At 29.6% G+C, this 26,472-nt stretch carries 23 protein-coding genes; 20 read left to right on the plus strand and 3 right to left on the minus strand.

Translation table 11 applies throughout. The features are described 5' to 3' along the window. Positions 1 to 148: 148 nt before the first annotated feature. The 3 genes from B5F09_RS05135 to B5F09_RS05145 are packed head-to-tail and all read left to right on the plus strand — an operon-like array spanning position 149 to position 3,280. On the plus strand, positions 149 to 2,461 hold the full coding sequence (locus tag B5F09_RS05135; RefSeq protein WP_087372275.1) for an anaerobic ribonucleoside triphosphate reductase: 2,313 nt from the start codon (positions 149 to 151) through the stop codon (positions 2,459 to 2,461). Continuing rightward, the gene (nrdG, locus tag B5F09_RS05140) at positions 2,461 to 2,976 is read left to right on the plus strand and encodes an anaerobic ribonucleoside-triphosphate reductase activating protein (protein WP_087299988.1); all 516 of its coding nucleotides are present in this window, start codon (positions 2,461 to 2,463) and stop codon (positions 2,974 to 2,976) included. The genes B5F09_RS05135 and nrdG overlap by 1 nt, the downstream gene beginning before the upstream one ends. Position 2,977: 1 nt before the next feature. Continuing rightward, positions 2,978 to 3,280 carry a hypothetical protein gene (locus B5F09_RS05145; RefSeq protein ID WP_087372278.1) on the plus strand — a complete coding sequence of 101 codons (303 nt, stop codon included), beginning with the start codon at positions 2,978 to 2,980 and terminating at the stop codon, positions 3,278 to 3,280. 38 nt (positions 3,281 to 3,318) lie between these two features. On the opposite strand, the gene B5F09_RS05150 is transcribed toward B5F09_RS05145, so the two are convergent. Beyond that, complete coding sequence (locus B5F09_RS05150) at positions 3,319 to 5,064, minus strand: aminopeptidase P family protein (RefSeq protein ID WP_087299991.1); 1,746 nt, start codon at positions 5,062 to 5,064, stop codon at positions 3,319 to 3,321. Positions 5,065 to 5,582: 518 nt separating this feature from the next. On the opposite strand from B5F09_RS05150, the gene B5F09_RS05155 reads away from it, so the two are divergent. The 10 genes from B5F09_RS05155 to B5F09_RS05200 are packed head-to-tail and all read left to right on the plus strand — an operon-like array spanning position 5,583 to position 15,439. Then, positions 5,583 to 5,894, plus strand: coding sequence for a hypothetical protein (locus B5F09_RS05155; protein ID WP_087299993.1), 312 nt, complete (start codon positions 5,583 to 5,585; stop codon positions 5,892 to 5,894). 9 nt (positions 5,895 to 5,903) lie between these two features. Then, positions 5,904 to 6,935, plus strand: a complete 1,032-nt coding sequence (locus B5F09_RS05160; protein ID WP_087299995.1) for a V-type ATPase subunit — start codon at positions 5,904 to 5,906, stop codon at positions 6,933 to 6,935. 14 nt (positions 6,936 to 6,949) lie between these two features. Continuing rightward, positions 6,950 to 8,311, plus strand: coding sequence for a hypothetical protein (locus B5F09_RS05165; RefSeq protein WP_087372282.1), 1,362 nt, complete (start codon positions 6,950 to 6,952; stop codon positions 8,309 to 8,311). Positions 8,312 to 8,323: 12 nt separating this feature from the next. Further along, on the plus strand, positions 8,324 to 10,216 hold the full coding sequence (locus tag B5F09_RS05170) for a V-type ATP synthase subunit I (RefSeq protein WP_087372285.1): 1,893 nt from the start codon (positions 8,324 to 8,326) through the stop codon (positions 10,214 to 10,216). A 20-nt stretch (positions 10,217 to 10,236) separates the two neighbouring features. After that, positions 10,237 to 10,668, plus strand: coding sequence for an ATP synthase subunit C (locus tag B5F09_RS05175; protein WP_087300001.1), 432 nt, complete (start codon positions 10,237 to 10,239; stop codon positions 10,666 to 10,668). Between the two features lie 19 nt (positions 10,669 to 10,687). After that, a complete protein-coding gene (locus B5F09_RS05180; RefSeq protein ID WP_087300003.1) occupies positions 10,688 to 10,996 on the plus strand; it encodes a V-type ATP synthase subunit F in 309 nt (102 codons plus the stop codon). A 12-nt stretch (positions 10,997 to 11,008) separates the two neighbouring features. Next, a complete protein-coding gene (locus B5F09_RS05185) occupies positions 11,009 to 11,605 on the plus strand; it encodes a V-type ATP synthase subunit E (protein ID WP_087300005.1) in 597 nt (198 codons plus the stop codon). Between the two features lie 15 nt (positions 11,606 to 11,620). After that, positions 11,621 to 13,372 (plus strand): V-type ATP synthase subunit A, encoded by a 1,752-nt coding sequence (locus B5F09_RS05190; protein WP_087300007.1) that lies wholly within the window; start codon positions 11,621 to 11,623, stop codon positions 13,370 to 13,372. 13 nt (positions 13,373 to 13,385) lie between these two features. Then, positions 13,386 to 14,828, plus strand: coding sequence for a V-type ATP synthase subunit B (locus B5F09_RS05195; protein WP_087300009.1), 1,443 nt, complete (start codon positions 13,386 to 13,388; stop codon positions 14,826 to 14,828). A 2-nt stretch (positions 14,829 to 14,830) separates the two neighbouring features. Continuing rightward, on the plus strand, positions 14,831 to 15,439 hold the full coding sequence (locus tag B5F09_RS05200) for a V-type ATP synthase subunit D (protein WP_087300011.1): 609 nt from the start codon (positions 14,831 to 14,833) through the stop codon (positions 15,437 to 15,439). 20 nt (positions 15,440 to 15,459) lie between these two features. Here B5F09_RS05200 and brxF read toward each other — a convergent pair whose 3' ends face one another. Further along, positions 15,460 to 15,888 carry a BREX-3 system P-loop-containing protein BrxF gene (gene brxF, locus B5F09_RS05205; RefSeq protein WP_087300013.1) on the minus strand — a complete coding sequence of 143 codons (429 nt, stop codon included), beginning with the start codon at positions 15,886 to 15,888 and terminating at the stop codon, positions 15,460 to 15,462. 266 nt (positions 15,889 to 16,154) lie between these two features. Between brxF and B5F09_RS05210 the strand changes: the two genes are divergently transcribed. The 6 genes from B5F09_RS05210 to B5F09_RS05235 all read left to right on the plus strand — a co-directional run bounded on the left by B5F09_RS05210 (position 16,155) and on the right by B5F09_RS05235 (position 23,333). Beyond that, complete coding sequence (locus tag B5F09_RS05210; RefSeq protein WP_087372288.1) at positions 16,155 to 19,232, plus strand: VCBS repeat-containing protein; 3,078 nt, start codon at positions 16,155 to 16,157, stop codon at positions 19,230 to 19,232. Then, positions 19,216 to 20,133 (plus strand): ABC transporter ATP-binding protein, encoded by a 918-nt coding sequence (locus B5F09_RS05215; RefSeq protein WP_087300017.1) that lies wholly within the window; start codon positions 19,216 to 19,218, stop codon positions 20,131 to 20,133. The genes B5F09_RS05210 and B5F09_RS05215 overlap by 17 nt, the downstream gene beginning before the upstream one ends. Further along, entirely contained in the window at positions 20,130 to 21,035 is a 906-nt protein-coding gene (locus B5F09_RS05220; RefSeq protein WP_087372291.1) for an ABC transporter permease subunit, read from the plus strand. Before B5F09_RS05215 ends, B5F09_RS05220 begins: the two co-directional genes overlap by 4 nt. Positions 21,036 to 21,095: 60 nt before the next feature. Beyond that, the gene (locus tag B5F09_RS05225; RefSeq protein WP_087372294.1) at positions 21,096 to 21,980 is read left to right on the plus strand and encodes an ROK family protein; all 885 of its coding nucleotides are present in this window, start codon (positions 21,096 to 21,098) and stop codon (positions 21,978 to 21,980) included. Positions 21,981 to 22,107: 127 nt separating this feature from the next. Next, complete coding sequence (gene aroD, locus B5F09_RS05230) at positions 22,108 to 22,866, plus strand: type I 3-dehydroquinate dehydratase (protein WP_087300023.1); 759 nt, start codon at positions 22,108 to 22,110, stop codon at positions 22,864 to 22,866. Positions 22,867 to 22,955: 89 nt separating this feature from the next. Next, a complete protein-coding gene (locus B5F09_RS05235) occupies positions 22,956 to 23,333 on the plus strand; it encodes a hypothetical protein (RefSeq protein ID WP_087300024.1) in 378 nt (125 codons plus the stop codon). Positions 23,334 to 23,342: 9 nt separating this feature from the next. On the opposite strand, the gene asnB is transcribed toward B5F09_RS05235, so the two are convergent. Then, complete coding sequence (gene asnB / locus B5F09_RS05240; RefSeq protein ID WP_239404257.1) at positions 23,343 to 25,163, minus strand: asparagine synthase (glutamine-hydrolyzing); 1,821 nt, start codon at positions 25,161 to 25,163, stop codon at positions 23,343 to 23,345. Positions 25,164 to 25,362: 199 nt separating this feature from the next. Here asnB and B5F09_RS05245 point away from each other — a divergent pair, with 199 nt between their 5' ends. After that, positions 25,363 to 26,346, plus strand: coding sequence for a LacI family DNA-binding transcriptional regulator (locus B5F09_RS05245; protein ID WP_158095805.1), 984 nt, complete (start codon positions 25,363 to 25,365; stop codon positions 26,344 to 26,346). Positions 26,347 to 26,472 lie beyond the last annotated feature (126 nt).

The following is a 26,472-nucleotide window of genomic DNA, read 5'->3' on the forward strand; positions in this document are numbered from 1 at the left end:
TTTTTAAAACCGAATATTAGGTTTTTATAGATAAATTTGTGATTGGTAGTTATAACTTGCAGTGATAAAATATAGGTAGCGATGAAGTATATAACATGATTTAATTAGTTAAATGCGATATACTAGTAAGTACATGGAGGGAATTGTAATGATTGAAAATATTCGAAAACGAGATGGGCGTTTAGTCGCATTTGAATTAGATAAAATTGCAGGAGCTATATATAAAGCTTTTCAAGCAACCGGTGGTAAATATGATTTAAAAAATGCTATGGATATCGCTAAAATAGTTGAAGTTAAACTAGAAAAGAAAAAAAGCGAGCTACCAACTGTTGAACTAGTTCAAGATACTGTTGAAGAAGTATTGATTGAAAAAGGTTATGTTCGAGTTGCCAAAGCATATATTTTATATCGTGCTAATCGAACAAGAGAACGTGATATGCGGTCACGATTAATGAAAACTTTTGAAGAAATTACTTTTGCCGATAGTAAAGATAGTGATTTGAAACGTGAAAATGCTAATGTCAATGCCGATGCGCCAATGGGAACAATGTTAAAATATGGTGCTGAAGCAGCTAAACAATTTAATGAAATGTTTGTTTTAAATCCGAAACATGCTCGTGCTCATATTAATGGTGATATTCATATTCATGATATGGATTTTTTAACCTTGACAACAACATGCTGTCAAATTGATTTGATTAAGTTATTTAAAGGTGGTTTTTCAACTGGTCATGGTGTTTTAAGAGAGCCAAATAGTATTAGTACATATGCAGCACTAGCATGTATTGCTATTCAATCTAATCAAAATGATCAACATGGTGGACAAGCTATTCCAAATTTTGATTATGGAATGGCACCAGGGGTTAGCAAATCATATTATAAACATTTTTATCAAAACTTAGCTAAAGCCATTTCATTATTATGTGATATTGACGGTGATGAAGTAGTAAAGAAGATAAAAAAAGAAATGACTATAAAACCTGCTTTAGATAAAAATGAAGATTTTGATAAACAGTTAAAAGAGGTTTTAGCAAATAATAATATTAAAGAAAATGTTGATAAAATCATCGACTTTGCAACTAAAAATGCGTATAAAGAAACTGATCGAGAAACATATCAGGCCATGGAAGCCTTTATTCATAATTTAAATACAATGCATTCAAGAGCTGGAGCCCAAGTACCATTTAGTTCAATCAATTATGGTATGGATACTTCTAGTGAAGGTAGAATGGTCATGAAAAATATTTTATTAGCAACAGAAGCTGGATTAGGACATGGCGAAACACCAATTTTCCCAATTCAAATCTTTAGAGTTAAAGAAGGTATTAATTATAATAAAGGAGAACCTAATTACGATTTATTTAAATTGGCTTGTCGAACTTCAGCAAAACGCTTATTCCCTAACTTTTCATTTATTGATGCGCCATTTAATAAACAATATTATAAAGGTACACCAGAAACTGAAATTGCTTATATGGGTTGTCGAACTCGTGTGATGGGAAATATTTATGATCCTGATAAAGAAATTAGTTTTGGGCGTGGAAATTTAAGTTTTACATCAATTAATTTACCACGTTTAGCGATTCGCAGTCGTGGTGATGTAAATGAATTTTTTGATAAACTAGATCAAATGCTTGATTTATGTATCGACCAATTATTAGAACGTTTTGAAATTCAATGTCGCCGTAAAGTAATGAATTATCCGTTTTTAATGGGACAAAAAGTATGGCTTGATAGCGATAAATTAAAACCAGAAGATGAAGTAAGAGAAGTATTAAAACATGGTACTTTGACGGTTGGATTTATCGGATTAGCTGAAACATTAAAAGCTTTAATTGGTCATCATCATGGTGAAAGTGAAAAAGCTCAAGTATTAGGATTACAAATTGTTGGTCATATGCGTAATGCAATGGATAAAGCTAGTGAAAAATATCATCTTAATTTTAGTTTAATTGCTACGCCAGCAGAAGGATTATCAGGAAGATTTGTAAAAATGGATAAAAAACTATTTGGGGAAATTGAAGGAGTTACTGATCGTGACTATTACACAAATAGTTTCCATATTCCTGTTTATTATCCAATCAGTGCCTATAAAAAGATTGAATTAGAAGGACCATATCACGAATTAACTAATGGTGGTCATATTAGTTATATTGAAATGGATGGAGATCCAACTAAAAATATTGCCGCATTTGAAAAAATTGTTCGAGCAATGCATGATAACGGAATTGGTTATGGGGCAATTAATCATCCAGTCGATCGTGATCCGGTTTGTGGTTATAATGGAATTATTGATGATGTGTGTCCACTTTGTGGGCGTAGTGAAAAAGAACATCATGGTTTTGAACGAATTCGGCGAATTACCGGTTATTTAGTTGGTTCATTAGATCGTTTTAACGATGCTAAAAAAGCTGAAGAAAGCGATCGAGTAAAACATGATGTAGAAAGTAATGAAGAATAATGGAAATTAGATTATTTGGTACCGTCAATGATTCAATTGTTGACGGTCCAGGATTACGATATACGATTTTTACTCAAGGTTGTTTGCATCATTGTCCTGGCTGTCATAATCCTCAAAGCCATCCTCTTGATGGTGGCTATGTAGAAGACTGTGATAAAATTTTAGCAGAGATTTTTAATAATCCATTATTAGATGGAATTACGTTATCAGGTGGCGAACCAATGTTACAAATTGAACCATTAAAATATATTTGCCAGGAAGTAAAAAAACATCACTTAAATATTGTTATTTATAGTGGTTATACTTATGAACAAATTATAAGTGATCAAAATAAACTATCATTATTAAAGCTAGGTGATATGTTAGTTGATGGTCTTTATGTAGAAGAAAAAAGAAGTTTGGCACTATTGTATCGTGGCTCTTCTAATCAACGATTGATCAATATTCAAGAATCTTTAAAACAAGGCAAAGTAATCGAATATATAATTGATGAATATGGGGAGATAGAAATTTAAAATGGCAAAGATAAAATATGGATTTTTATGTTTTATACCAATTTTAGTTTATATCATTTTTAATTCAATGATTCCTCAAGAAATTGTTGGACATATTTCGGGTTTAGGAAATGTTACTTATGTAAATAAATGGTCTTTTGTATTATTTACAACTTTGGCTGGTTTTGTTTGTCATTGTCTTTATATGATAATTTCATTAAAGAAACCAGATTGGATTGGTAAAAAGAAGATTGGTAAGTATAGTCATTGGTATTTTCCAATTCTTATTAATGTGGTTAGTTTAATTGTTGTTTGCATTAGTTAATAAAAGCTCTAAATCGTTTGATTTAGAGCTTATTTTAGCTATTTAATTAATAAATTAGCTTGTAACCAGCTTTTTTCTTCACTAGTTAAATATGGAGCAATAGTATCAAATACTAATTGATGATATTCATTGATTTGTTCAATTTCATGATTAGATAATAAGTTTAAATCTAAACCATCTAAATCAAAAGGCACCATTGTAATAGGTTCAAATCTTAAGAATTGACCATATTCATTATTAGCTGTTTCAACACATAATAATTCATTTTCATGACGAACACCATGACTATTTTCAATATAGATACCTGGTTCATCAGTAGTAATCATACCTGGTTCAAAAGCACACATTGCATTAGATCCAGGACGATCTTTTGGTCTGAAACCATTAGGTCCTTCGTGAACATTTAAGAAATGACCTACCCCATGACCAGTACCACAGCGGTAATCTAGATTATATTTATAAACCATTTCACGAGCAAATAAATCTAAATTTGGCCCAGTTGTTCCAGCGATAAAACGAGCATCTTGTAATCTTAATAAAGCTTTTAAGGCAACTGTGTAATCACGACGTTCAATATCACTAATATTTCCTAATACAAATGTTCTAGTAATATCAGTTGTTCCATCAAAATATTGTCCCCCAGAGTCAATTAATAATAACCCTTCATTAGTAACGGTCGCACATTTACCAGGTTCTGCTTTATAATGCATTAAGGCTGCATTTTCTTTATAAGCACAAATAGTATCAAAGCTTAAGTCATAGAAATCTTTTTGAGCTTTTCTGAATTCTTCAAGTTTATCAGAAATGCTGACTTCATCCATTGGGATTTTTCCAACGTTTGTTTTTAGCCAGTACATAAATTTAGTTACAGCAACACCATCTTTAATATGGGCGTATTTAGTAGCTTCGATTTCGGTTTTATTTTTAATTGCTTTAAATAATTGAGTTGGATTTGGTCCATTAACAATTTCACAGTTTAAACGACGGCAAATTTCATAATTGACAATTTGTTTATCTAATAAAACTTTACCTGTTAATTTTTCAACATCATCATAAATATCGTTATAGTTTTTAATATAGATGCTATCACGTTTTAATATTGCTTCAATTTTAGCATCAATAACGCCATCTTGAACATATAAATAAGCATCTTCTTGATTAATTAATGCATACGATAAAACAACTGGATTGCAAGGAACATCATTACCACGAATATTAAATAGCCAAACGATATCATCTAAACTAGTAATAATGTGATGATTACAATCTTTCATTGCTTTTCGTAAACGTTGTAATTTTGAACCGCGAGATTCACCACAATATTTTTCATCGTAAATAAATGCTGGTTCATGGCTAATGCTAGGACGATCATGCCAGATTTCATTTACAAGATCAACATTGCTGATAACTTTATTTTTCATATTTAAAACTTCTTGATATGACATTACTCGACCGTCAAAACCAACAGTTTTATCAGCATTTTTTTCTAAGTATTCATTAATTGTATCAACCCCGGCTAATCCCATTTTCATCAATGTGATTCCAGTATTGGCAGTTTGTTTTTCAGCTTGAATATGATAACGTCCATCAACCCATAATCTTGCTTCATCTAAACCAACAATTAAAGTTCCAGCCGAACCAGTAAAGCCAGACATATACTTACGAGCGCCAAAATATTCACCTACATATTCACTTTGGTGATAGTCACTTGTAGGAATGATATAAAGATCGATTCCATGTTCTTTCATTAATTTTCTTAATTCTTCTATTCTTTCTTTAACCATATTTATAACCTCACTTATCTAATACTTTAGCACAAGTTTAAAGGACACTCAAACAAAATAATTGATAAACTAGTTATTTGATAAAATAAAAAATCAACTATTATTAATTTATATAAATTATTGTTAATTATTTGTTTTAAAAAGAGTAGTTAGTTAATAATATCGAATAATTATTAATAAAAAAGATAAAATTATATGATGAATTTAATTGGTTTTAATAGTTTTTGTTAAGAAAAATTTACGAAATTAGTAATTTAGGAAAATGAATCTTAATAGTGGATTTAAATTGGTAGGAAAATTAAATTTGTTGAATAATTGTAATAAATTTATTTTTGATGGTTTTAAATAGATTTTTATTTTGGATTAAATAGTTGGTTTTTTAGGTAAATTTTTTGTGATATTAGCTAATTATAAGGGGTCACAATAGCAGTTTTATTTCCTAATTAAAATTGTATTATTACCATTGCATTTTGAAAATTTAGGAGTATACTAAACACAAGTAAAGGAGGACTATATTTATGGACGATGTAATTCAAAGATTAGTAGAAGTTGATCGCCAATGTGTTGAACGTGTTGAAGCTGCTAAAGCTAAAAAATTAAACGCTCAGGCGAACATGAATGAAAAAAGAAAAGAAATCTACGATAGTTTTGTTTCCAAACAAAATGAGAAAATTGAAGAACATAAAGCACAGCTGCAAGATAAAAATCAAGCTGATGCTAAACAGTTAGAACAAAATTATCAAGAGACATTATTAAAATTAGAAAATCTTTACAATCAAAATAAAGAGCGCTGGGTAAGTGACATTGTCACAAGATGTTTAGGTAAGTAGGTGATATTTATGGCTTTGTCATCAAATGCTTTATGTGCTAAAGCAAAAGCAATGTATGGTAATCGTCTTAAAGAGGAATCATATAGTGAGTTGTGTCGTAAGCAAACACTTGGTGATATGGTCACTTATTTAAAGACACAAACTAATTATAGTGATGCTTTAAAAAACATTAATGTGCGAAACGTTCATCGTCATCAGTTAGAGGCAGCTTTAAATGAAGAATATTTTTCTCGCTGTACTAGATTGATGAAGTATGCACCACGAAAAAATCTGGATTTTTATCGCCAGGAAATTATAGCGATTGAAATTGGATTGATCGTTGATAAAGTTATTAGTATCAAAGAAAAAGATACTGCTAGTTTTTCTTTGGAAATACCAGATTACTTAGCTAGTAAATTGAGTTTTAATGTTTATGGGCTAGTAAATGTTGATAGTTATAAAGGATTGATTACTTATTTAAAAAATACCCGTTATTATCGGATTTTAGCTAATTTTGATTTTAGAGATCCAATAGATATTAATGGCTTAGAAAGAAAGTTAAAGTCGTTGTATTATCATGTTTATGTCGAATTGATAAATAAATATTTTAGTGGTAGTGAAAGAAAAGATTTGCTTGATTTGATTTTCGTAACAATTGAACTTGCCAATATTACTAAGATCTATCGCTATAAAAAGTATTTTAATGAATCTAATGAGGTAATTAAAAATTCATTGTTTTTAGAATTTTCACGAATTCCGATTCGGATGTATGATAAATTGATTGAAGCGGCTGATGCAGATGAATTAATGAAACTGTTAGCTAATTCACGATTTAAAGTATATTTGGGTGATCATGATTATCCATATATAGAATATTATGTTGAAGAGGTTAAATATAATGTGGCAAAAAGAAATATGCGTTTTTCAAGCAGCGGGCCATTAGTATATTTGACATATTCAATTCTACAAAGAATTGAAATAGATAATTTAAAACATATTATCGAAGGTATTAGATATGGCCGTGACGCATCGAGTATTGAAGATACGTTGATTTATGCATAGGAGGACATGTTATTATGGCAATTATAAAAACGCATTTTTACAATATTTCTTTTGAAAATAGAGATTTAATAAAAATGCTTATTAAGATGACTGAATATCAGGAAGAAATGTTTCCTCAAGATTCGAAAAAAATAGTCAATAATGTTAAAGGTGTATCAGTTATGGATCAAACTAATCCATATAATGAAGTCCTTGATAACCTTTATCATGTCTTGAATCGTTTAGGTTTAAACGGAAATGTTCAAGATAATGAATATCAAGAAATAAATGTAGCATCAGTTAAAAACTTAATTGAAGAAGTAAATACTAAGATTGATGAAATTGTTACAATTAAAGAAGATATCTTAAAAGAAAAAGATGAAAATGATCAGGCAATTACATTATTAAAAAATCTTAGAGAATCAGATATAAGTGTCGATGATGTTAAAAATACAAAATACATCACTTGTCGTTTTGGTCGTTTACCGGTAAGTGAATACGATAAAATTAAGTATTATCGTGATTATGAATTCGTTTTTAAAGAATTAAGTCGTACTAAACAATATGTTTGGATTGCATATGTAGGATTAACAAAAAATATTTCTGAAATTGACAATGCTTTTTCATCAATGGCTTTTGAATCAGTAGAATTACCTGAATTTGCTCATGGTAAAATGGATGAAGCAATTGATATGTTAACTGAAGAAGCTGCGGCAATGGAAAAATATGCAGCCAAAATGGAAGTTAAATTAGAAAATGTTAAAAACGAATATCAAGAACAGCTTTTAGAAGATTTTACTAGAGTATATAATTTGAAAAAATTATATGACAAATGCTGTTATGTAGTTGATTTTTCACAAAAAGCTGCCATTTATCTCTTTACAAGTTTAAGTATTGAAGAAATAAAAAATCGATTTGATGATGTTGAAAGTGTGAAAGTAATTGAACTACCTGCAAATATTTATGAAAATAGAAATATTATTGCACCAGTATTAACAAAAAATAACTGGTTAACTAAACCGTTTAGTAATATTTTATCGATCCAGACAGGAGATCGTTTTGATCCAACAACAATTGTAGCTATTTTATCACTATTAATTGGCGCAATTTGTCTAGGAGATATCGGTGTTGGCTTGTTATTAATCGTAATTGGGTTTATAGTATCAATTAAGGGCACTAATAATTTTAGTGAAATCTTAAAACGTGTTGGTGTAGCGGTATTACTAGGTGGTTTGGTTTATGGAACATGCTTTTATCAAATCGAACTTTATACACCGCTTATAGATATGCCAATTCATATTGTTCATACTTTAATGTTTGGCGTTGTGATATGGGTTGTAGCAATCATTATACTGCTAATCATCAAAAAGATTGTCCGTAGATCAATAAAAGTGTAGAGGAGGGGTATAATGGCGATTGCTAAATTAGATCTACTCAGTATAAATTTTGAAAAGGAGCACTATAATGAGGTATTGCTAAAGCTTTTTGACCATGATGATTTTAACCCAGAGTTGGCCACAAAGTTTATTGATAGCGTTACAGGATTAAGTGTTTATAATCAAGATAATTTATATGAGGAGATCTTAGTACGATTAAATGATGCATCGAAAAAATATCAATTTGAATTAAAAGAGATACCAGTAAAAAATAATCAGATCAACGTTTTAAGAGTTAAAGAATATTTAGATGATTTGTTATTAGATGTTGAAAGAATTGATGCGGTTAGAGAACAATTAGAAAAAATGATCGTTGAAAATCAAGAGGCCGTAATTCAATTGAAACATGTAGCTGGAATAGATGTTGATTTCGATGATTTATTTAATTGTGCGTATTTAAAAATTAGATTTGGGAAGATTCCAGTAAATAATGTCGCGAAATTAGATTATTATGAATCTTTACCATTTGTTTTTAAAGATTTTGAAAATGATGGACATTATGTATGGTGTATGTATATTACAACACCAGGGGATGCTCCAGAAGTAGACAATATCTTTTCATCTTTATATTTTGAAAGAATTTATATTCCTAACTTTGTTCATGGTTCACCAGAACTAGCTATTGGTGAAATTGAAGAAGAAGCTCGCGTAGCTAAGGAACAAAGTAATAAATTACAAAAAAGAATAGCTAAACTCTTTGAAGATAATCAAGATGAATTGAATCGAATCTATACTGTTTCTAAACATCTAAATGATGTTGCTGTAATGCAAAAATATGTTGTAGTTATTGGTGATCATTTATCTGTTAATGGATTTGTACCAAGTAAGAATTCTAAGAAATTTAAAAAAGATTTTGAAGAAATTGAAAATGTTTTCGTTGATATCAAACCAGCCAATAGCGATGCGCGTTTACAACCGCCAACATTATTAAAAAATAACTGGTTTTCAAAACCGTTTAGAATGTTTGTCGAGATGTATGGAGTTCCTAAGTACAATGATGCTGATCCAACTATGTTAGTTGCCTTATCATATACATTGTTATTTGGAATTATGTTTGGTGATGTTGGACAAGGTGCAATCTTATCAATCGTTGGATTTATTGCTTATAAAAAATTTGGCTTACAATTAGGGGCAGTAGGAATGCGTTTAGGTATTTCTAGTATGATCTTTGGTATTGTATTTGGTTCGGTATTTGGTAGTGAAGAAATATTGATACCAATGTTTAATGCCATGTCTCCAGATAATACAATGACTTTATTAATTGCAGCCATCTGTTTAGGAATTATATTAATTATTATTTCAATGGCATTTAATGTGTTTTTGAATTTTAAGAAAAAGAATTTAGGCGAAGCTATTTTAAGCCAAAATGGAATTTGTGGACTTGTTTTCTATATTTCTATTTTAGGCTTGGTTATTAATATGTTTTTAGGATTAGGATTTGTTAATATATTCTATGTTCTAATTTTAATTGTAGTTCCTTTACTATTAATTTTCTTAAAGGAACCATTGATTCGAAAATTTGAAGAAAATAAAAAGATGTTTCCTAATGGATTTGGAGCTTTCTTTGTAGAAGGGTTCTTTGAATTATTCGAAGTTGTTTTATCGTTTATCACTAACACCATGTCATTTTTAAGGGTAGGTGGGTTCGTATTATCACATGCAGGAATGATGTTGGTTGTATATACTCTAGCTGGAATGGTTGGAGGAGTTGGTGAGTACATTGTTATCGTTATTGGTAACGTGTTCGTAATGTGTCTAGAAGGACTAATTGTCGGAATTCAAGTTTTACGTTTAGAGTTCTACGAAATGTTTAGTAGATATTATGAAGGAAACGGAATTCCATTTAGAACTATTAAAGAGGATTAAAAGTTGAGGAGGAAGTCATTATGACAGTTTTAGAATTTATTTTACCAGCATTAGTAGTTATTTTATTATCATTACCATTAATTTCAGTATTTAAAGGAAAAGTAAGTGTTAAATCAGCAAAAATTAGATTAGCTACTCACGTAGCAGGATTTGCCGGAGCTGTATGTTTAGCTTTATATTTAGCTGCTGTTACTAACGGAGTACAAGCTGCCGGAACTGAATCTATTACAGGTACAATTGCTCAAGGGTTAGGTTTCTTAGCTGCTGCTCTTGCTACTGGATTATCAGCATTAGGTGCAGGTATTGCCGTTGCTGCTGCTGCTCCAGCTGCTATTGGTGCATTCTCTGAAAATGAAAAGAACTTTGGTAAATCATTAATCTTCGTAGCCTTAGGTGAAGGGGTTGCTATTTACGGGTTATTAATTTCAATCTTAATTATTAACAATCTTTAATTGAAAGAATGTGATCATTATGCGATTTTATTGTATAAGTGATAATGTCGATACTCAAGTTGGACTTAGATTAGTAGGAATTGAAGGCGAAGTAGTCCATAAACGTCGTGAATTTTTGGAGTTATTGGAAACAAAATTAAAAGATGATTCGATTGGAATTATCTTAATTACTACTAAATTAATTGAATTAGCGCCTGATATTATTTCAGAAATCAAGTTAAAACAACAAAAACCATTGCTAGTAGAGATACCAGATCGTCATGGTGATTCAATGATTGGAGAAACGATTGACAAATATGTATCTGAAGCAATCGGGGTTAAGTTATAGAAGGGGAATGCTATGGAAAAGAAAGAACAAGTATTTCTTTATATGAAAGAAGAAATTGAAAGGTTAGCTAGCAAGGAAGAAGAAAAGATTTTAAATGAAGCTAAGGAATTAGAAGAAGAAATCTATAACCAGATTAAAGCTGAAGCTAAAAAAGATGCTGATGTTTTATTAGATAAAGAATTAGCTGAAATTTCTTCTAATGCTAGTGTTGAAGCTTCTTTATCTCAAGAAGAAAAAACTAAATTATTAGTTACTAAAAGAGATGAATATGTAGCTGATATTTTTAATCAAGCAAAAGAAAAACTAGTTGCTTTTGTAAACAGTGATGAATATCACGGATATTTAGTTGATCACATGAAATCTATTGGTACTACATATCAAATGGAAAATTCAACATTATATTTACGTCAAGAAGATGTAAAGTATCAAGCTGATTTAATTAGTGCTTATGGTATTGATTTAGATGTTAAAACAAGTGATCAAATTAAAATAGGTGGTTTTATTATTGAAAATAAAGCAAATAATGTCGTAATTGATGAATCATTAGACTTTGCTTTAGAGAATCAAAAAGACTGGTTCTATAAAACATCAGGATTAATGATTAAATAAAACAGGGGGTTAAATATGAGCAATAATGTAATTTATTCAATTAATGGACCCGTTGTCAAAGTAAAAGATACTGTATCTTTTTCAATGTTAGAAATGGTGTATGTCGGTAATGATTCATTAATGGGTGAAGTAATTTCAATCTCTAAAGAATTTACTACCATCCAGGTATATGAAACAACTACTGGTCTTAAACCTGGTGAACCAGTTGTCTCAACGGGATCACCTATCTGTGCAACGCTTGGCCCAGGTATCTTAAGAAATATTTTCGATGGAATCGAACGTCCTTTAAAAGCTCTTGAAGAACAAACAGGTGCTTTTATTCAAGCAGGAAGTAACGTTGATTCTTTAGATGTCAATAAAAAATGGGATGTAACAATGACAGTTAAAGTTGGTGACTATGTTAAAGGTGGCGATATTTATGCTACTTTACCAGAAACTGATTTAATTGTTCATAAATGTATGGTCAGTCCTTTAATTAGCGGAAAAGTAGTTGAAGTAGCTAATGATGGGCAATATACAGTTAATGACGTAGTGATGAAAATTGAAGATGATCAAGGAAAAATCATCGAATGTACATTATGTCAAAAATGGCCAATTAAACAAGCTCGTCCAACTGCTAAACGTTTACCAATTAGTATCCCATTAGTAACTGGACAACGTGTTATTGATACATTGTTCCCAATTGCTAAAGGTGGAACTGCAGCGATTCCTGGTGGTTTCGGTACAGGTAAAACAATGACTCAACACCAAATTGCAAAATGGTGTGATGCTGATATTATCGTTTATGTAGGTTGTGGAGAACGTGGTAACGAAATGACTCAAGTTCTTGAAGAATTCAGTGAATTGATTGACCCTAAAAGTGGTAAACCATTAACTGATAGAACTGTATTAATTGCCAACACTTCAAACATGCCAGTTGCTGCTCGTGAAGCTAGTATCTATACTGGAATTACTTTAGCAGAATATTATCGTGATATGGGATATCATGTTGCCATTATGGCAGATTCTACTTCTAGATGGGCTGAAGCACTTCGTGAAATTTCTGGTCGTCTTGAAGAAATGCCAGCTGAAGAAGGGTTCCCAGCATACTTACCATCTCGTTTATCTCAATTCTATGAACGAGCTGGATATATGGAAACTTTAAATGGTCAAGATGGTTCAGTATCAATTATTGGTGCCGTATCACCACAAGGTGCTGACTTTTCAGAACCAGTCACTCAAAATACAAAACGATTTGTACGTTGTTTCTGGGCTCTAGATAAAGCATTAGCTTATGCTCGTCACTATTTTGCTATTAACTGGACTCAAAGCTATAGTGATTATGTTTATGATCTTGAAAAATGGTACAACAAAAACGTTAGTCCTAAATTTGTTAGTGATCGTCAAGAAATTTCATATATTTTAGCTGAAGAAGCTAAATTAAATGAAATCGTACAATTAATGGGACCTGATGTATTACCAGAAGATCAAAAATTAATTATTGAAATTGCTAAAGTAGTAAGAGTTGGTTATTTACAACAAAATGCTTTCCATAAAGATGATACTTATGTACCAATGGAAAAACAATTAAAAATGATGGAAGTCATCTTATATCTAAATAAACGTTGTAAAGAAGCTGTAAATCAAGGGAAAGTAGTTCGTCGTATTGTTGATACTGGTATTTTTGATCAAGTAATCAAGATGAAATATGATGTTCCTAATGATAACATTGCTAAATTAGACACTTATTATCATGATATTGATGAAGCAATAAATTCTGTAGCGTAGGAGGAAAATGATTATGTCACTACAATATGTAGGTTTAAATGAAATCAATGGACCATTAGTCGTTTTAGACCACGTTAAAGGTGCTTCATACGATGAAATGGTAGAAATACAAATAAATGATGGAACAACACGTTTAGGACGTGTTGTTCAAATCGAAGGTGAAAGAGTTGTAGTTCAGGTTTTTGAAGGAACTAATGGCTTATCACTTGAAAACACTAAAACCAGATTACTTGGTAAACCAATGGAATTGCCAGTTTCTAAAGAAATCTTAGGAAGAATTTTTAGTGGTGCTGGTCGTCCAATTGACGGTTTAGGAGAAATTTATGCTGAAGAACAAATGGATATTAATGGGTTGCCATTAAATCCAGTTGCTCGTGTTTATCCACGAAACTATATTAATACTGGAATTTCATCTATTGACTGTCTAGCAACATTAATTCGTGGACAAAAATTACCAATCTTCTCAGTATCTGGATTACCTCATGACCGTTTAGCGGTTCAAATCGTTAAACAAGCTAAAATCGCTGATGAATCTGGTGAAGGATTTGCAGTTGTCTTTGCAGCTATGGGGGTAACTAATGACGTTGCTGAATATTTCAAACGTAGTTTTAAAGAAGCAGGCGTTATGGATCGAGTTGTAATGTTTTTAAACTTATCTAACGATCCAATCATTGAACGTACTTTAACACCACGTTGTGCATTAACAGCTGCTGAATATTTAGCATTTAAACAAGATATGCACGTATTAGTAATTTATACTGACGTTACTTCATATTGTGAAGCCGTACGTGAATTCTCATCAAGTAAAGGTGAAATTCCAGCTCGTAAAGGATACCCAGGATATCTATATTCAGACTTAGCTTCATTATATGAAAGAGCTGGTATCATTCAAGGTGCTAAGGGTTCAGTAACTCAAATTCCAATTTTAACTATGCCTAATAACGATATTACTCATCCGGTTCCGGATTTAACTGGGTATATTACTGAAGGACAAATTACATTAGATGTAGATTTAAACTCAGCAGGTATTTATCCACCAGTTGGTGTTTTACCATCACTTAGCCGTTTGATGAAAGATGGTATTGGTGAAGGGTATACAAGAGCAGATCATCAAGATATTGCTAACCAGTTATTTGCATGTTATGCCCATGTCCAGGATGTTCGTTCTTTAACATCAGTTATTGGTGAAGATGAGTTATCAGATTTAGATAAGAAATATATTACTTTTGGTAATTTATTTGAAGAACATTTTATTAATCAAGGATTTAATACTAATCGTAGCATTGAAGAAACTTTGGATCTTGGTTGGGACTTAGTTTCAGTATTACCAAGAGAAGCATTAGATCGTTTGGATAATGCTTTATTAGACCAATATTATAATCATGAAAAAGCAATGCAACGTTTTAATATCAAAGAAAAGAAAATTATTAAAGAATTACAAAGAGAAGGTGAATAATCATGGCTCTTAAAGTAGTTCCTACTAAAGGTAATCTAATTGCGATGAAAAAATCATTGCAATTAGCTAACCTAGGATATAGCTTAATGGATCAAAAAAGAAATGTTTTGATCAAAGAAATGATGTCATTATTAGATGATGTTAAAGTAATCCGTGAACAAATAACTTCTTCATATCAAGAAGCTTACGATGCTTTACAAGAAGCTAATATTTCAATGGGGTTAATTAGTGATATTGTAAATAGTATTCCTGAAGATTATGGTATTTCAATTGCTTATCGTAGTGTTATGGGAGTTGAAATTCCTAAAATTTCTTATAATAAACAACCATTGAAAATGACATATGATATTGAACGTTCTAATTCTAAAGTTGACTATGCTTATAATTGTTTTTACAAAGTAAAACAATTAACAGTATTATTAGCAGAGGTTGAAAATAGTGTTTATCGTTTAGCTAATACAATTAGAAAAACTCAAAAAAGAGCTAATGCGTTAAAAAATATTTCAATTCCTCGTTTTGAATCAACAGTAAAAGTAATTACTGAGGCCTTAGAAGAAAAAGAACGTGAAGAATTTACTCGTCAAAAAGTAATTAAAGAAATGAAAAAATAGTCGTAGAATTTCTACGACTATTATTTTTGAATAAATTTTATATTTTCATTATCTAATGGGTATTCCAAATTTGCTGGTAATTTTGAACGGATATGAATTAACTTATTATCTTCGATCATTCCATTCCAAGTAGCTACTACTATTATTTTTTCAGTTAGTTTTTTCAAAAAAGAAAGCATATCAATCTTAGAATCTTTAGCGTAAAGTACACGTTTATTATCAATTAGTAAGACATCTTTGTCATAATTCTTTAAAAAATCATTCATTACAGTTTCAATATCATCACAGCTAGTACCAAAAATCTGATCTAGATTTAAAATTGGCACACCTGTTTCATCACTGTATTCATGAATAACTTTAGATTTTCCACTACCAGGTTTACCGATGATTAAGATTAATTTACTTTCTCCGTTTTTAGCGGCTTCGATTTCTTTTTTTAATTGATCCATGGGTCCATTCCTCCTTTATTTATTTTTATCCCAAATCTATTAAATATGAATCATCTATTACTTTTATTTTAACATTATTATTCTCTTTTTAATAGCAAAATCATAATTTTAATTGTTATTTCCTGGGAAATATGTATTTTAGTGTCGATTTCTTTAGAATTATTAAGAAATATAAACTGTATCGTTTGTTGTGGTACAGTTAACTGAATGTTATAATATAACTGTATTAATTGAAATAATACAGTTATATTAGGAGGGAAAAGAATGTGAAAAGGATTGTTAAGATATGCTTAGTAACTTTAATTTTGTGTAATGTAAATTTTAAAGATATTAAAGCTATTACTTCAAATAGCAGTTTAGTTAGTTATAATGAAGGGAAAGTTATTAATGCAAAATGTTTGGGACAGGAAATAGTCTTGTCTGATGATTTACAGGGACTTATGGTATCTAGTGATGATAGTTTATTATTGGTTAATAGTGATTTTAAGATTGATACAGAATTTCCTGTTAAAGATTTTATGGTTATTGATGATATTGATCAAGATGGTATCAGGGATGTATTTGTATATTTAGACAGTGAAGATAATTATGATGATATAAAAATTATTAGTGCTAAATCTTCTAAAGTTGTTTATTCATCAAAACATACTTATGAGATGTTTGATGAAAAAGGTAATAAATTAATCAAGAATAGTAAAACTCGTTCAATTAATTATAGTGATGGAATTATTTATTATATTTATGATTATCATTTAGTTGCTTTTGATCCGGTTAAACAAGAAATTATTTTTGATTATGAAGATAAAGATAACTTATGGAAAATGGTAGTCTTAAAAGATCGGATAATTGCTGGTAATCAATTAGGACAGATTATTTGTTTAGATAAACATGGTGATTTACTTTATCGTAATTCCTTAGTAAATCCATATTCAATAAATATCGAGTATATAGGTAAGCAAGAGGTGAACTTAAATGTTTGGGATCTAATTGAAATAAATGGAAACATTTATGTCACTCTCGAAGATAGCAGTTTATGTCAAATAGATAAGCAAACCGGTAATATTATTAAAACAGTAGTATTAAATGAAAATATCGAAAGCGTTCTAAGTAAAAATCTTCAAGATAATTCTATGTATTCAAAGTTAGCGCCAACTGGTCTTAATGATTATGACTTTATGGGCTATCAGATGCAAATGATTTCGCAGGATTTACTATTAGTAAGCAGTTATTTTGGAAATATGGCTCTTAACCAAAATGGAAGTGATCGTGAAAAACCAGGTATTTATCTAGTGGACTTAAATGATATGAGTGTTAAAGCAAAATTTGCTTTAGAAAATTATAATTTACAATCAAGTAATCTAGTAACTGGTAAATACCAGAATCAAGATGTCATTATAATTCCAGCGTCTTTAAATGATGGAAAATTAAAAGTGCTAATATATGATTTTAATGGTTCTCTTTTGGCTCAAAATGAAATTCTGGTAGGTGAAACAGGACAAGAAAATAATAATATCCAGCTAAAGAAAGTTAGTACTGGTTATTTATTGCAAGTAAATGATAGTTTTTCCTGGCTTCTTGATCAACAGTTAAAAGTCACTGGTAATGTACTAGAAAGTAAGATTGCTAATAAAATTGTAGATCTTGATGATGGTACATTAGTTACGTATAAAAAAGATGGAAAAATTACAGAAATTAGAAAGATAGCTTTGGATGAAAGTTCATTAATGAGTTTTTCTGTTAGTAGTGATTATTTAAATAACGGTTTTGAAGCTATTAATTATATTGCTAAGCAAAATCATATTTTAGCTTTAGTCAATGAAATTAATAATGTTAATCAAGTTATAGCTAGTCATATTATTGATATTGATTTAAATAGTGGCAAAATAAACGATAGCAAGGTTTTATTAGATAAAGGATATCTTGATGGTAAATATTATGAAAATTATTTAAAGGGTGCTAAAATCGATTATTTTAGTGATTTAAATAATGATGGCAGCCAGGAAATATTAGTAGATGATTATCTTATCGATGGTGTAACTAAAACTTTTAAAAGTTATTATCAGCCATCATTTGAAGGGATGACCATGGCTTTAGAAACAGGTGATATTAATAATGATGGCATAACTGATTTGATAAATTTAGGGGAAACAGAAATGCGACTCTATTATTCTAAAAAAGATGGCTATAATATCAGTTATGAAAAAACTAATATTTTTAAAACATATGATAAAAAACTACTAAATAATGCTTTTGGTAAAGTACTAGGAGACATTGATGGTGATGGAATCAATGAGATTGTTATCAATGGTTACAATGATAATAAGTGCCAAAATTATCAAGTGATAAATTGTAAAGATTTAACAATGAAATTTGCTTTGATGGAACAAGGTGTTTTGGACTATGGGGAAACTTTTAGTCTTAGTGAAAATGATTTTAATCATGATGGTAAAAAAGATATTATCTTTAATCATGGTGATTATCTTTTTGATGTAATCAGTGGTCAAGATGGTAGTGTTTTGTTTAGTTATACCAGCTTTGAAAGTAATTTGTATAGTAGTGATACACCAGTGCCATTAGATAATATTGTAGAGTTTAAGATAAATGATGATTCAAAAATTGTTGCTATTAATGATTTAGATGATGACGGGTTTAATGAATATGGTTATTTAACTTATCTCGATAGTTATGAACATGATGATTATGGCACGTTTTTAGTTATAATCGATGGTAATAGTCTTAAAGAGCTAAAAAGAATTCGATTAAGTAAAGAAGATTATACTGATAATGATTTAGTTGCGGTAAAGGGACAAAATTTAATAATCTACTTTGATGAAAATATACAACAAATATATGATTACCAGGATGAACAAGTAGTTGCTGGTGTGAAAAAGAAAATTAAGAGTGCTAAAGCATTAACAAATGGTCGGTTGTTATTAGAAACAGATGATGTAAGCTTATATAGTTTTGATTTTCAATGTGATTTTAAAATGACGGGTTTAAATAATAATGAAGTTTCTAATGGTGATTTGACAGTTAAATATGAAAGTAATAAAAATGGTATTATGTCCGTATATGATCAAGGTGAATTAGTAACGATGACTACTGAAAATACGATTAGTTTCAAAATGTTACCAGGTGATCATCAATTATTGTTTTCTTATGATGATGGTCATGGTAAAGTAACGCATTTACAAACTACAATAGTTGTTGAAAAAAGTGGAATGTCACGATATATGATCATGATATTAATGGTGGTTATTCTACTTGGCAGTGCTGGCTTAGTGATGGGTCCTAAGTATTATCTAATTAAAAAGGCAGGGATAAAAAATGGAAAAGATAATTGAAGCTAATCATATAAATAAAAAATTTGGGAAGTTCAAAGCTTTAAATGATATCAATCTAGCATTAGAAAAAGGCAAGATATATGGCATAATTGGACCAAATGGAGCTGGAAAATCAACAACCCTTTCAACGATCATGGGCTTAGTGTTGCCAAGCAGTGGTCATGGTAGTATTAAAGGACATTATTTTGGTTCGGTTGAAGCTAAAGCGATTATTGGCTATGTTCCTGAGTTTCCTAGTTTTTATAGTGATATGAGCTGTTTAGAGTATCTGGTATACATGGGCCAGCTGGCTAATTTAAGTTATGATGAATCTTTGACAAGTTCTTTAAAATGGATAAGAGAATTTGATCTACAAGAACATATGTTAAAAAAGGTAACTAAATTTTCAACTGGGATGAAAAAGAAAGTAGGTCTTATTCAAGCTTTATTGGCTAATCCGGAGATTTTATTATTAGATGAGCCAACCGCCAATCTTGATCCAACTAGCCGTTATGAAATTATTTTGACTTTAAAAAAATTAGTAAAACAAAAAGAAATGACAATATTGATTAGCTCACACGTATTAACAGAATTGGAAACAATTATTGATCATGTAATTATGATTAATAAAGGTAGTGTGATAATTAATCAGCCTTTAGATATTGTTTTGAATCAATTTAATTTAAAACATGTATTAGTTAGTTGTAGTAATAATGAGGCTTTGATTGCTTATTTAAAAGATAATGATTTTCATTTTGCGCTAGAAGATAATGTTATAAGATTAATGGTTGAAGATAAGGTGGTTTGTAAAAAGAAAATTGTTAAATTTGTTTATGAAAATGATTATGATCTTAAATTGTTACAAGATGATCATATTTCTTTGGATAAGTTGTATCAGCGATTTATGGAGGGAAAAGAATGAAAGTATTGTTAAAGAAGACTTTTATTAAGATGTTTAAACCAGTACCAGTACTAGTTAGTGTTTTAATATCAGGTGCATTAGGTTTTGTTTTATCAAGAGTTTATCTAAATTTATTTAATCAAAATACTTCTTATTCTAATTTAGCCCTAAATATTGAAATTATGTATATTGTTTTTGGTTTTGTCTTTTTATCAGGGTTAGTTATCTGGGTTATTGTAGCTAATTATGCAACTGGTTTATTTGCAAGTGAAATTCATGAAGGAACGATTAGACTGTTGTTATCAAAACCAATTTCTAGATTACAGTTAGTTCTAGGTAAAATATTGGGGTTATTTTTAGGAGCAATTGGGTATTTATTAATAATTTATGCCGCCTTTATTTTTAGTTTTACTTTGTCTAGTCAGGTAGAAAAGGATATTTTAGAAGTAATCTTAAAAGATAGTATCATGTTTATTGGCTATGGGATTGTTTTAATATTTATTATAGGGAGTATTGGCAGTTTTTTATCTAGCTGTTTTAAAAAGAAAGCACCTGCAGTAATATTATTGGTGTTTCTAGCGATGATTGTTTTTGGAATTATTCCAATCATGCGGTTGTATATGCAAGATATTTATAATAGCTGGCACTTATATTATTTTGATATTAATTATCATCTTGCTTTAATTAGTCATCAGTTCTTTGGATTGGTGTCTAATTTAGAAGCACCATTGTCACAGTTGAATATGCTTAATTTATTTACAAACTTATTTATTAATGCAATGCCTGATTATGATTTAGGCAACTATGCGATTGATTTTTTTAATAATAGTTTAAATGGTACATTGATAATGATTGTTTATATAGCAGGTTCTTGCTTGTTGTATGGATTAACTTATAAAAATATTTTAAATAAAGATATTTAGGATTAAAGCTAAACTTTAATCCTTTTTATATGTTATGATAATGACAAGGAGGAAAATTTTATGTATTTAGTATTTGATATTGGGGGAACAGTAATAAAATATTGTTTGATGAATGATCAAGGACAAATAAGTCAACAATGGGAGTTTTCGGCTCAGGAAATTACTAGTTTAGAGATGTTTGTAGCTAGTATTAAAAAAATATATCTAGAACATAAAAATGAGGTCGCTGGAATTGCTTTTTCTTCACCAGGGGTAATTAATGCAGCTAAGGGTATTATTGAAATAATCGTTGCTCATCCTTATTTACAAGGAGTCTGTTTGACTGAAGAAATATCTAAAGCTTGTGATAATATTAAAGTTACCATAGAAAATGACGCTAAATGTGCTGGATTAGCAGAAACTTGGCTTGGTAATGGTAAAGACTATCAAGATATGGTAGTTGTTGTTTTAGGTACTGGTATTGGCGGAACGATTATTAAAAATAAACAGATTCATCATGGTCGAAATCTATTTGCTGGTGAAATTAGTACGATTATCGTTAATTATGATAAAGAAAACCATAAAGCTTTGACCTGGTCAGATATTGCTTCAACGACTGCACTATGTAAGCGGGTTGCTAAAGTTTTAAATGTTGATAGTATTGATGGCTATCATGTCTTTGAATTAGCTAATAATCAAGATGAACGAGTATTATCAGTTTTAAAGGATTTCTGCTTAGATATTGCCGTGCAGTTATATAATTTGCAATATATTTATGATCCAGAAATCATTTTAATTGGTGGGGGAATCTCTAAACAACCACTGTTAATTAAAATGATCAATGAAGCAATTGATGATATTAACAAACAAACTAACCAGCTGGTAATACCACAGGTTAATACATGTAAATTTTATAATAATGCTAATTTAATAGGGGCGTTATATCATTTTTTTCAACAAAAATAATTTGAATTTTTAAACAAAAAAAGTATCATCTTAGTGATAATAGTGTTATAGTATATAAGATGAAAAAGTTGATATTTCATCATATATATATATAAGCTGGTTATATATAATTAAGGAGGATAGGTATATGAAAATTTGTAAGGTTAAAAACATTACAATTGGTGAGGGGATGCCTAAAGTATGTGTACCGGTAATTAATCGTAATCATCAAGATATTATCGCTGAGTTGATGCGATTGGAAAAGTTGGATATAGATTTAATAGAATTACGAATCGATTATTTTGCTGATTTACTAAATGATCAGGAGTTAATAAGTTTATTTAATGAAATTGCTTCATTATCACTTACAAAAGGAATAATTTTGACATATCGTAGTGAAAAAGAAGGCGGTAATGGTCAGTTAAGTATTCAAGAATATATTGAATTATATAAATTGGCTGTTAGTAGTAATGCTTTTGATATTTATGATGTTGAATTATCTAGTGGTACTAATGCAATAATTACATTAACGTCTTTAATTCATCAAGCTGGTAAAAAAGTTTTGATGTCGATGCATGATTTTAAACGTACCCCAAGTATTGATACAATGATGGAAAAATTTAAATTGATGGATTCATCAGAAGCTGATATTTTTAAAATTGCGGTTATGCCAGAAGATTATAAAGAAGTTTTAGCTTTAATGGAAACATCATTAAGAGCAAAAGAAATTTATGATCGTCCTATTGTAACAATATCAATGTCGAATATGGGTCTAGCAACAAGACTATTAGGTGAACAATTTGGTTCAGCTATTACTTTTGGTAAAGCTGATAATGGTTCAGCTCCAGGTCAAATTGATGTTGATTCATTAAAACAGGTCTTAAAAATTATTCATGAAAATATTTAGTTCTTACTTATTTATTAGTAAGAACTTTTTTCTTGTCATTTCCAAGCAATTTTTTAATCATTTCGACATATAATGTATTAGGTGATAAAATGATTATAAAACAAGAAGAATTAGAAAAGATTTGCTTAAATTTGTATCCGTATTTTTTTGATTATAAAGATATCACGCTTCATGATATCAATATTAAAATTGATGATTATTTACATGTAAAAGCTAATTTAAATTATTATAATATTGAAACCAAAATAAAAGCAATTGCAAGAGTTGTTGTAAAAGATCAGATAATTATTAATTTTGATGGAATAGTAAAATATGGTTTTATTAATTTAGATTTAAAGAAAGTATTAACCGAATTAATCAAAGATAATCCTTATTTACAAATAGAACCTGATTGCATTAAAATTGCAAATGATTATATTAAAGAAATTACTCTAGAAGATGGGTTAGTAAAAATAGAACTAAAATAATCGTAAAGATTATTCTAGTTCTATTTTAATTTGATAAATCCGACCCCATAAATAAATCTGATAGAAATACGCTAATAACTGTGGTCCGGTCATTAATTGACCAAACCATGGATATTTAAACGATTGACCTCCAGTATTGATTAAATTAATCAGTTTATCATAATTGAAAAAGCGTAATAAAATATTTTCTTTATCATTGAGAGACTCTTTTAATAATTCAACAATTAAATCTCGATAAATAGGAGAATGGGTTTTAGGGTACGGATTCTTTTTACGATTGTAGATATCTTCAGGTAGAAAGTCTTTAAAAGCATCACGGAGTAATCCTTTTTCGGTATTATTATGATACATATATTCCCATGGAACATTGTAAAGATAAGAGACAATATCTTTATTGGCAAAAGGAACCCTTAGTTCAATTGAACTATGCATCGTTTGACTATCAGAACGGGTTAATAACGTTTGCATAAACCATTCCATATTTAAATAGATCATTTTTCTTTTATTAGCATCTTTGAAATTATAATCATGATAATCTATTTCATTTAAAGTCTGGTGGTATTTATCTAGGACATAATTTTTAATATTTAAAGCTTGAATATCATCATTGAATAATTCCATTCGTTTATCAAAATCACGCATCCATGGAAAACCTTCAATATTGATTAATTCTTCACGATAAAACCAAGGATAACCACCAAAAATTTCATCAGCACATTCACCCGATAAAACTACTTTATGATGATTAGAAATCTCTTTAGAAAATAATAAGAAACTTGAATCAACATCGGCCATACCAGGAGCGTCGCGGGCAATCATTGCAGTTTTTAAGGCCATTACTAGATTCTTTTGTGATAAAGTTACAGTTCGATGATTGGTTTTGTACATAGTTTTTATTTCATTAATAAAATGTTCATCACGGGTTGTTTGATATTCATAAGGCTGGAAATACTTATCTTGATCTTGATAGTCAACGCTATAAGTCGCTAGATTAGAAATGTATTGACTAGCAACACCGGTAATGATTGAAGAATCTAGACCACCAGAGAGCATGCAGGAGATAGGAACATCGCTTAATAGCTGTTTACGAATACTATGATTTACGAGCGAACGAACATCATAAACTGTTTCTTCATAACTACGATTATGATTATGACGTTCTAAGGCCCAATAACGGTCAATATCATGATAACCATTAAAGACAGTCATATAATGACCAGGACGTAAACTGTAGATATCTTTATAAATAGTATTGCCTGGAGAAACACTTGGTCCTAAACCTAATAGCTCTCTAACCCCGTTTTTATCAACAACACATTGTTTTAAATACATCAATATACATTTTATTTCGCTGCTAAATATATATAAATCATCATGATGATAATAATATAGTGGTTTAACTCCTAGTTGATCACGAGCAATAAAAAGTTTATTTTGATAACTGATGACAAAAGAAAAGATCCCATCCAATAAATTTAAACAGCGTGTTCCATAAGCGATATAGCTAAGTAGTAATACTTCAGTATCGCTTTGACTATGAAAATGGAAACCATCATTAAGCAGTTGTTCTTTTAACTGGTTCATATTATAAATTTCACCATTATAGATAATGGTATATTCAACATTATTAAAAGTGTATTTAAATGGCTGTTTACCACCGTTTAAATCAATTATTGATAAACGACAATGGCCTAGTAAAACATGTTTATTATTAACAACATTAAAATCATCAGGACCACGATATCTTAATAATTCAAGCATTTTAGTAAATTGTGGTACTTCACTAGTTAGATCCTGGTTATAATTATACATACATAAAAATCCACACATATTTTCACCCCATATCATTGTATGATGAATTTTTTTATTTATGTTGAAAACTATGTTCAAACACTTATTAGTTAATAAAAATACTTTTTTGTAATAATAAAATTATTAAATAAGCTAAAAGAAAATAGCGGGATAATAACTTTTATGATATTATATAAAAGAAAATAGGTTGGTTTATAAATAGAAAGCAGGTGAGATGATGAAAATCAAAGCAGCACAAATTGCCCGTGACCTGGGATTATCAAAAGCGACAGTTTCATTAGCGTTAAATGATAAACCAGGTGTGAGTGAAGAAACGAAAAAAATGATTTTTCAATATATAGATCGAATGGAAAAAGGTATTGATATTGTTGAAAATAATATAATCAAAATAGTTAACTATTCCAAAAAGGAAAATATTTATGGTGGTGAAGTTGATCTTTGGAGCGAAGTTTTAAGTGAATTTAACAAAGAAGCGAAAAAAGATGGTTATTCTCTTGGTATTGATTATATTAATGATGATATCGATGAAATTAATAAATTGATCATGGAGTGTAAGCAAGGTCATGTTGTAGGTGCAATTGTTTTTGCAAACGATCTTGATGAAGATATTTTTAAATTGTTTAAACAAATTAAAAAACCATTGATTATTTATGATAATGATTTTGATGATGATAATTATAGTTATGTAATGATTGATAATTATCAAGGAATGGAAAAGATAATTAAATTAATTGTCGAAAAAGATTTTAATGAGGTTTGTTATTTAGCCAATAGTCATGATAATTATAATTTTAGGAAAAGAAGAATGGCATTTACTGATTTAATTAGTAAGTATAATCTAACAGGTAGAATTTTTATAACGGGTAATGATGTTGAAAGCGTATATGCAGCGATGAAAACAGAATTGGTTGATAAATCTTTTCCTAAAGTTTTAATTAGTGAAAATTATCAGGTTTCGATTGGAACAATTAAGGCGATTCAAGAAATGAATTTGAGTTTTAAAGATGATATTAATTTAATTGGAATTGATGAAATTCCCGACTATTTTTGTTATGGGCATCATCTAACAGCGTTAAAAATTATACATGGTAAAAGAGCAGGGGTAGCTTTATCATTATTGAAAAAAGAAATTGAGGATCATGATGTTGAAAAGTTTAAAATTTATTCAACTTGTCGTCTTATTGAAGGGGATACTATATAGTGATATTGATTAAATATCACTATTTTTTATCTTTTTTGATGAAAGGGTTTACAAATTTAAACAAAAGGTTTATGGTATGTTTGAAAGTTGTTTAAATAATTAAACTTTATTTAAACCAAAGTAGAA

Origin of the sequence: Erysipelatoclostridium sp. An173 (assembly GCF_002160495.1) — a bacterium.
Lineage (GTDB): Bacteria > Bacillota_I > Bacilli_A > Erysipelotrichales > Coprobacillaceae > Thomasclavelia > Thomasclavelia merdavium.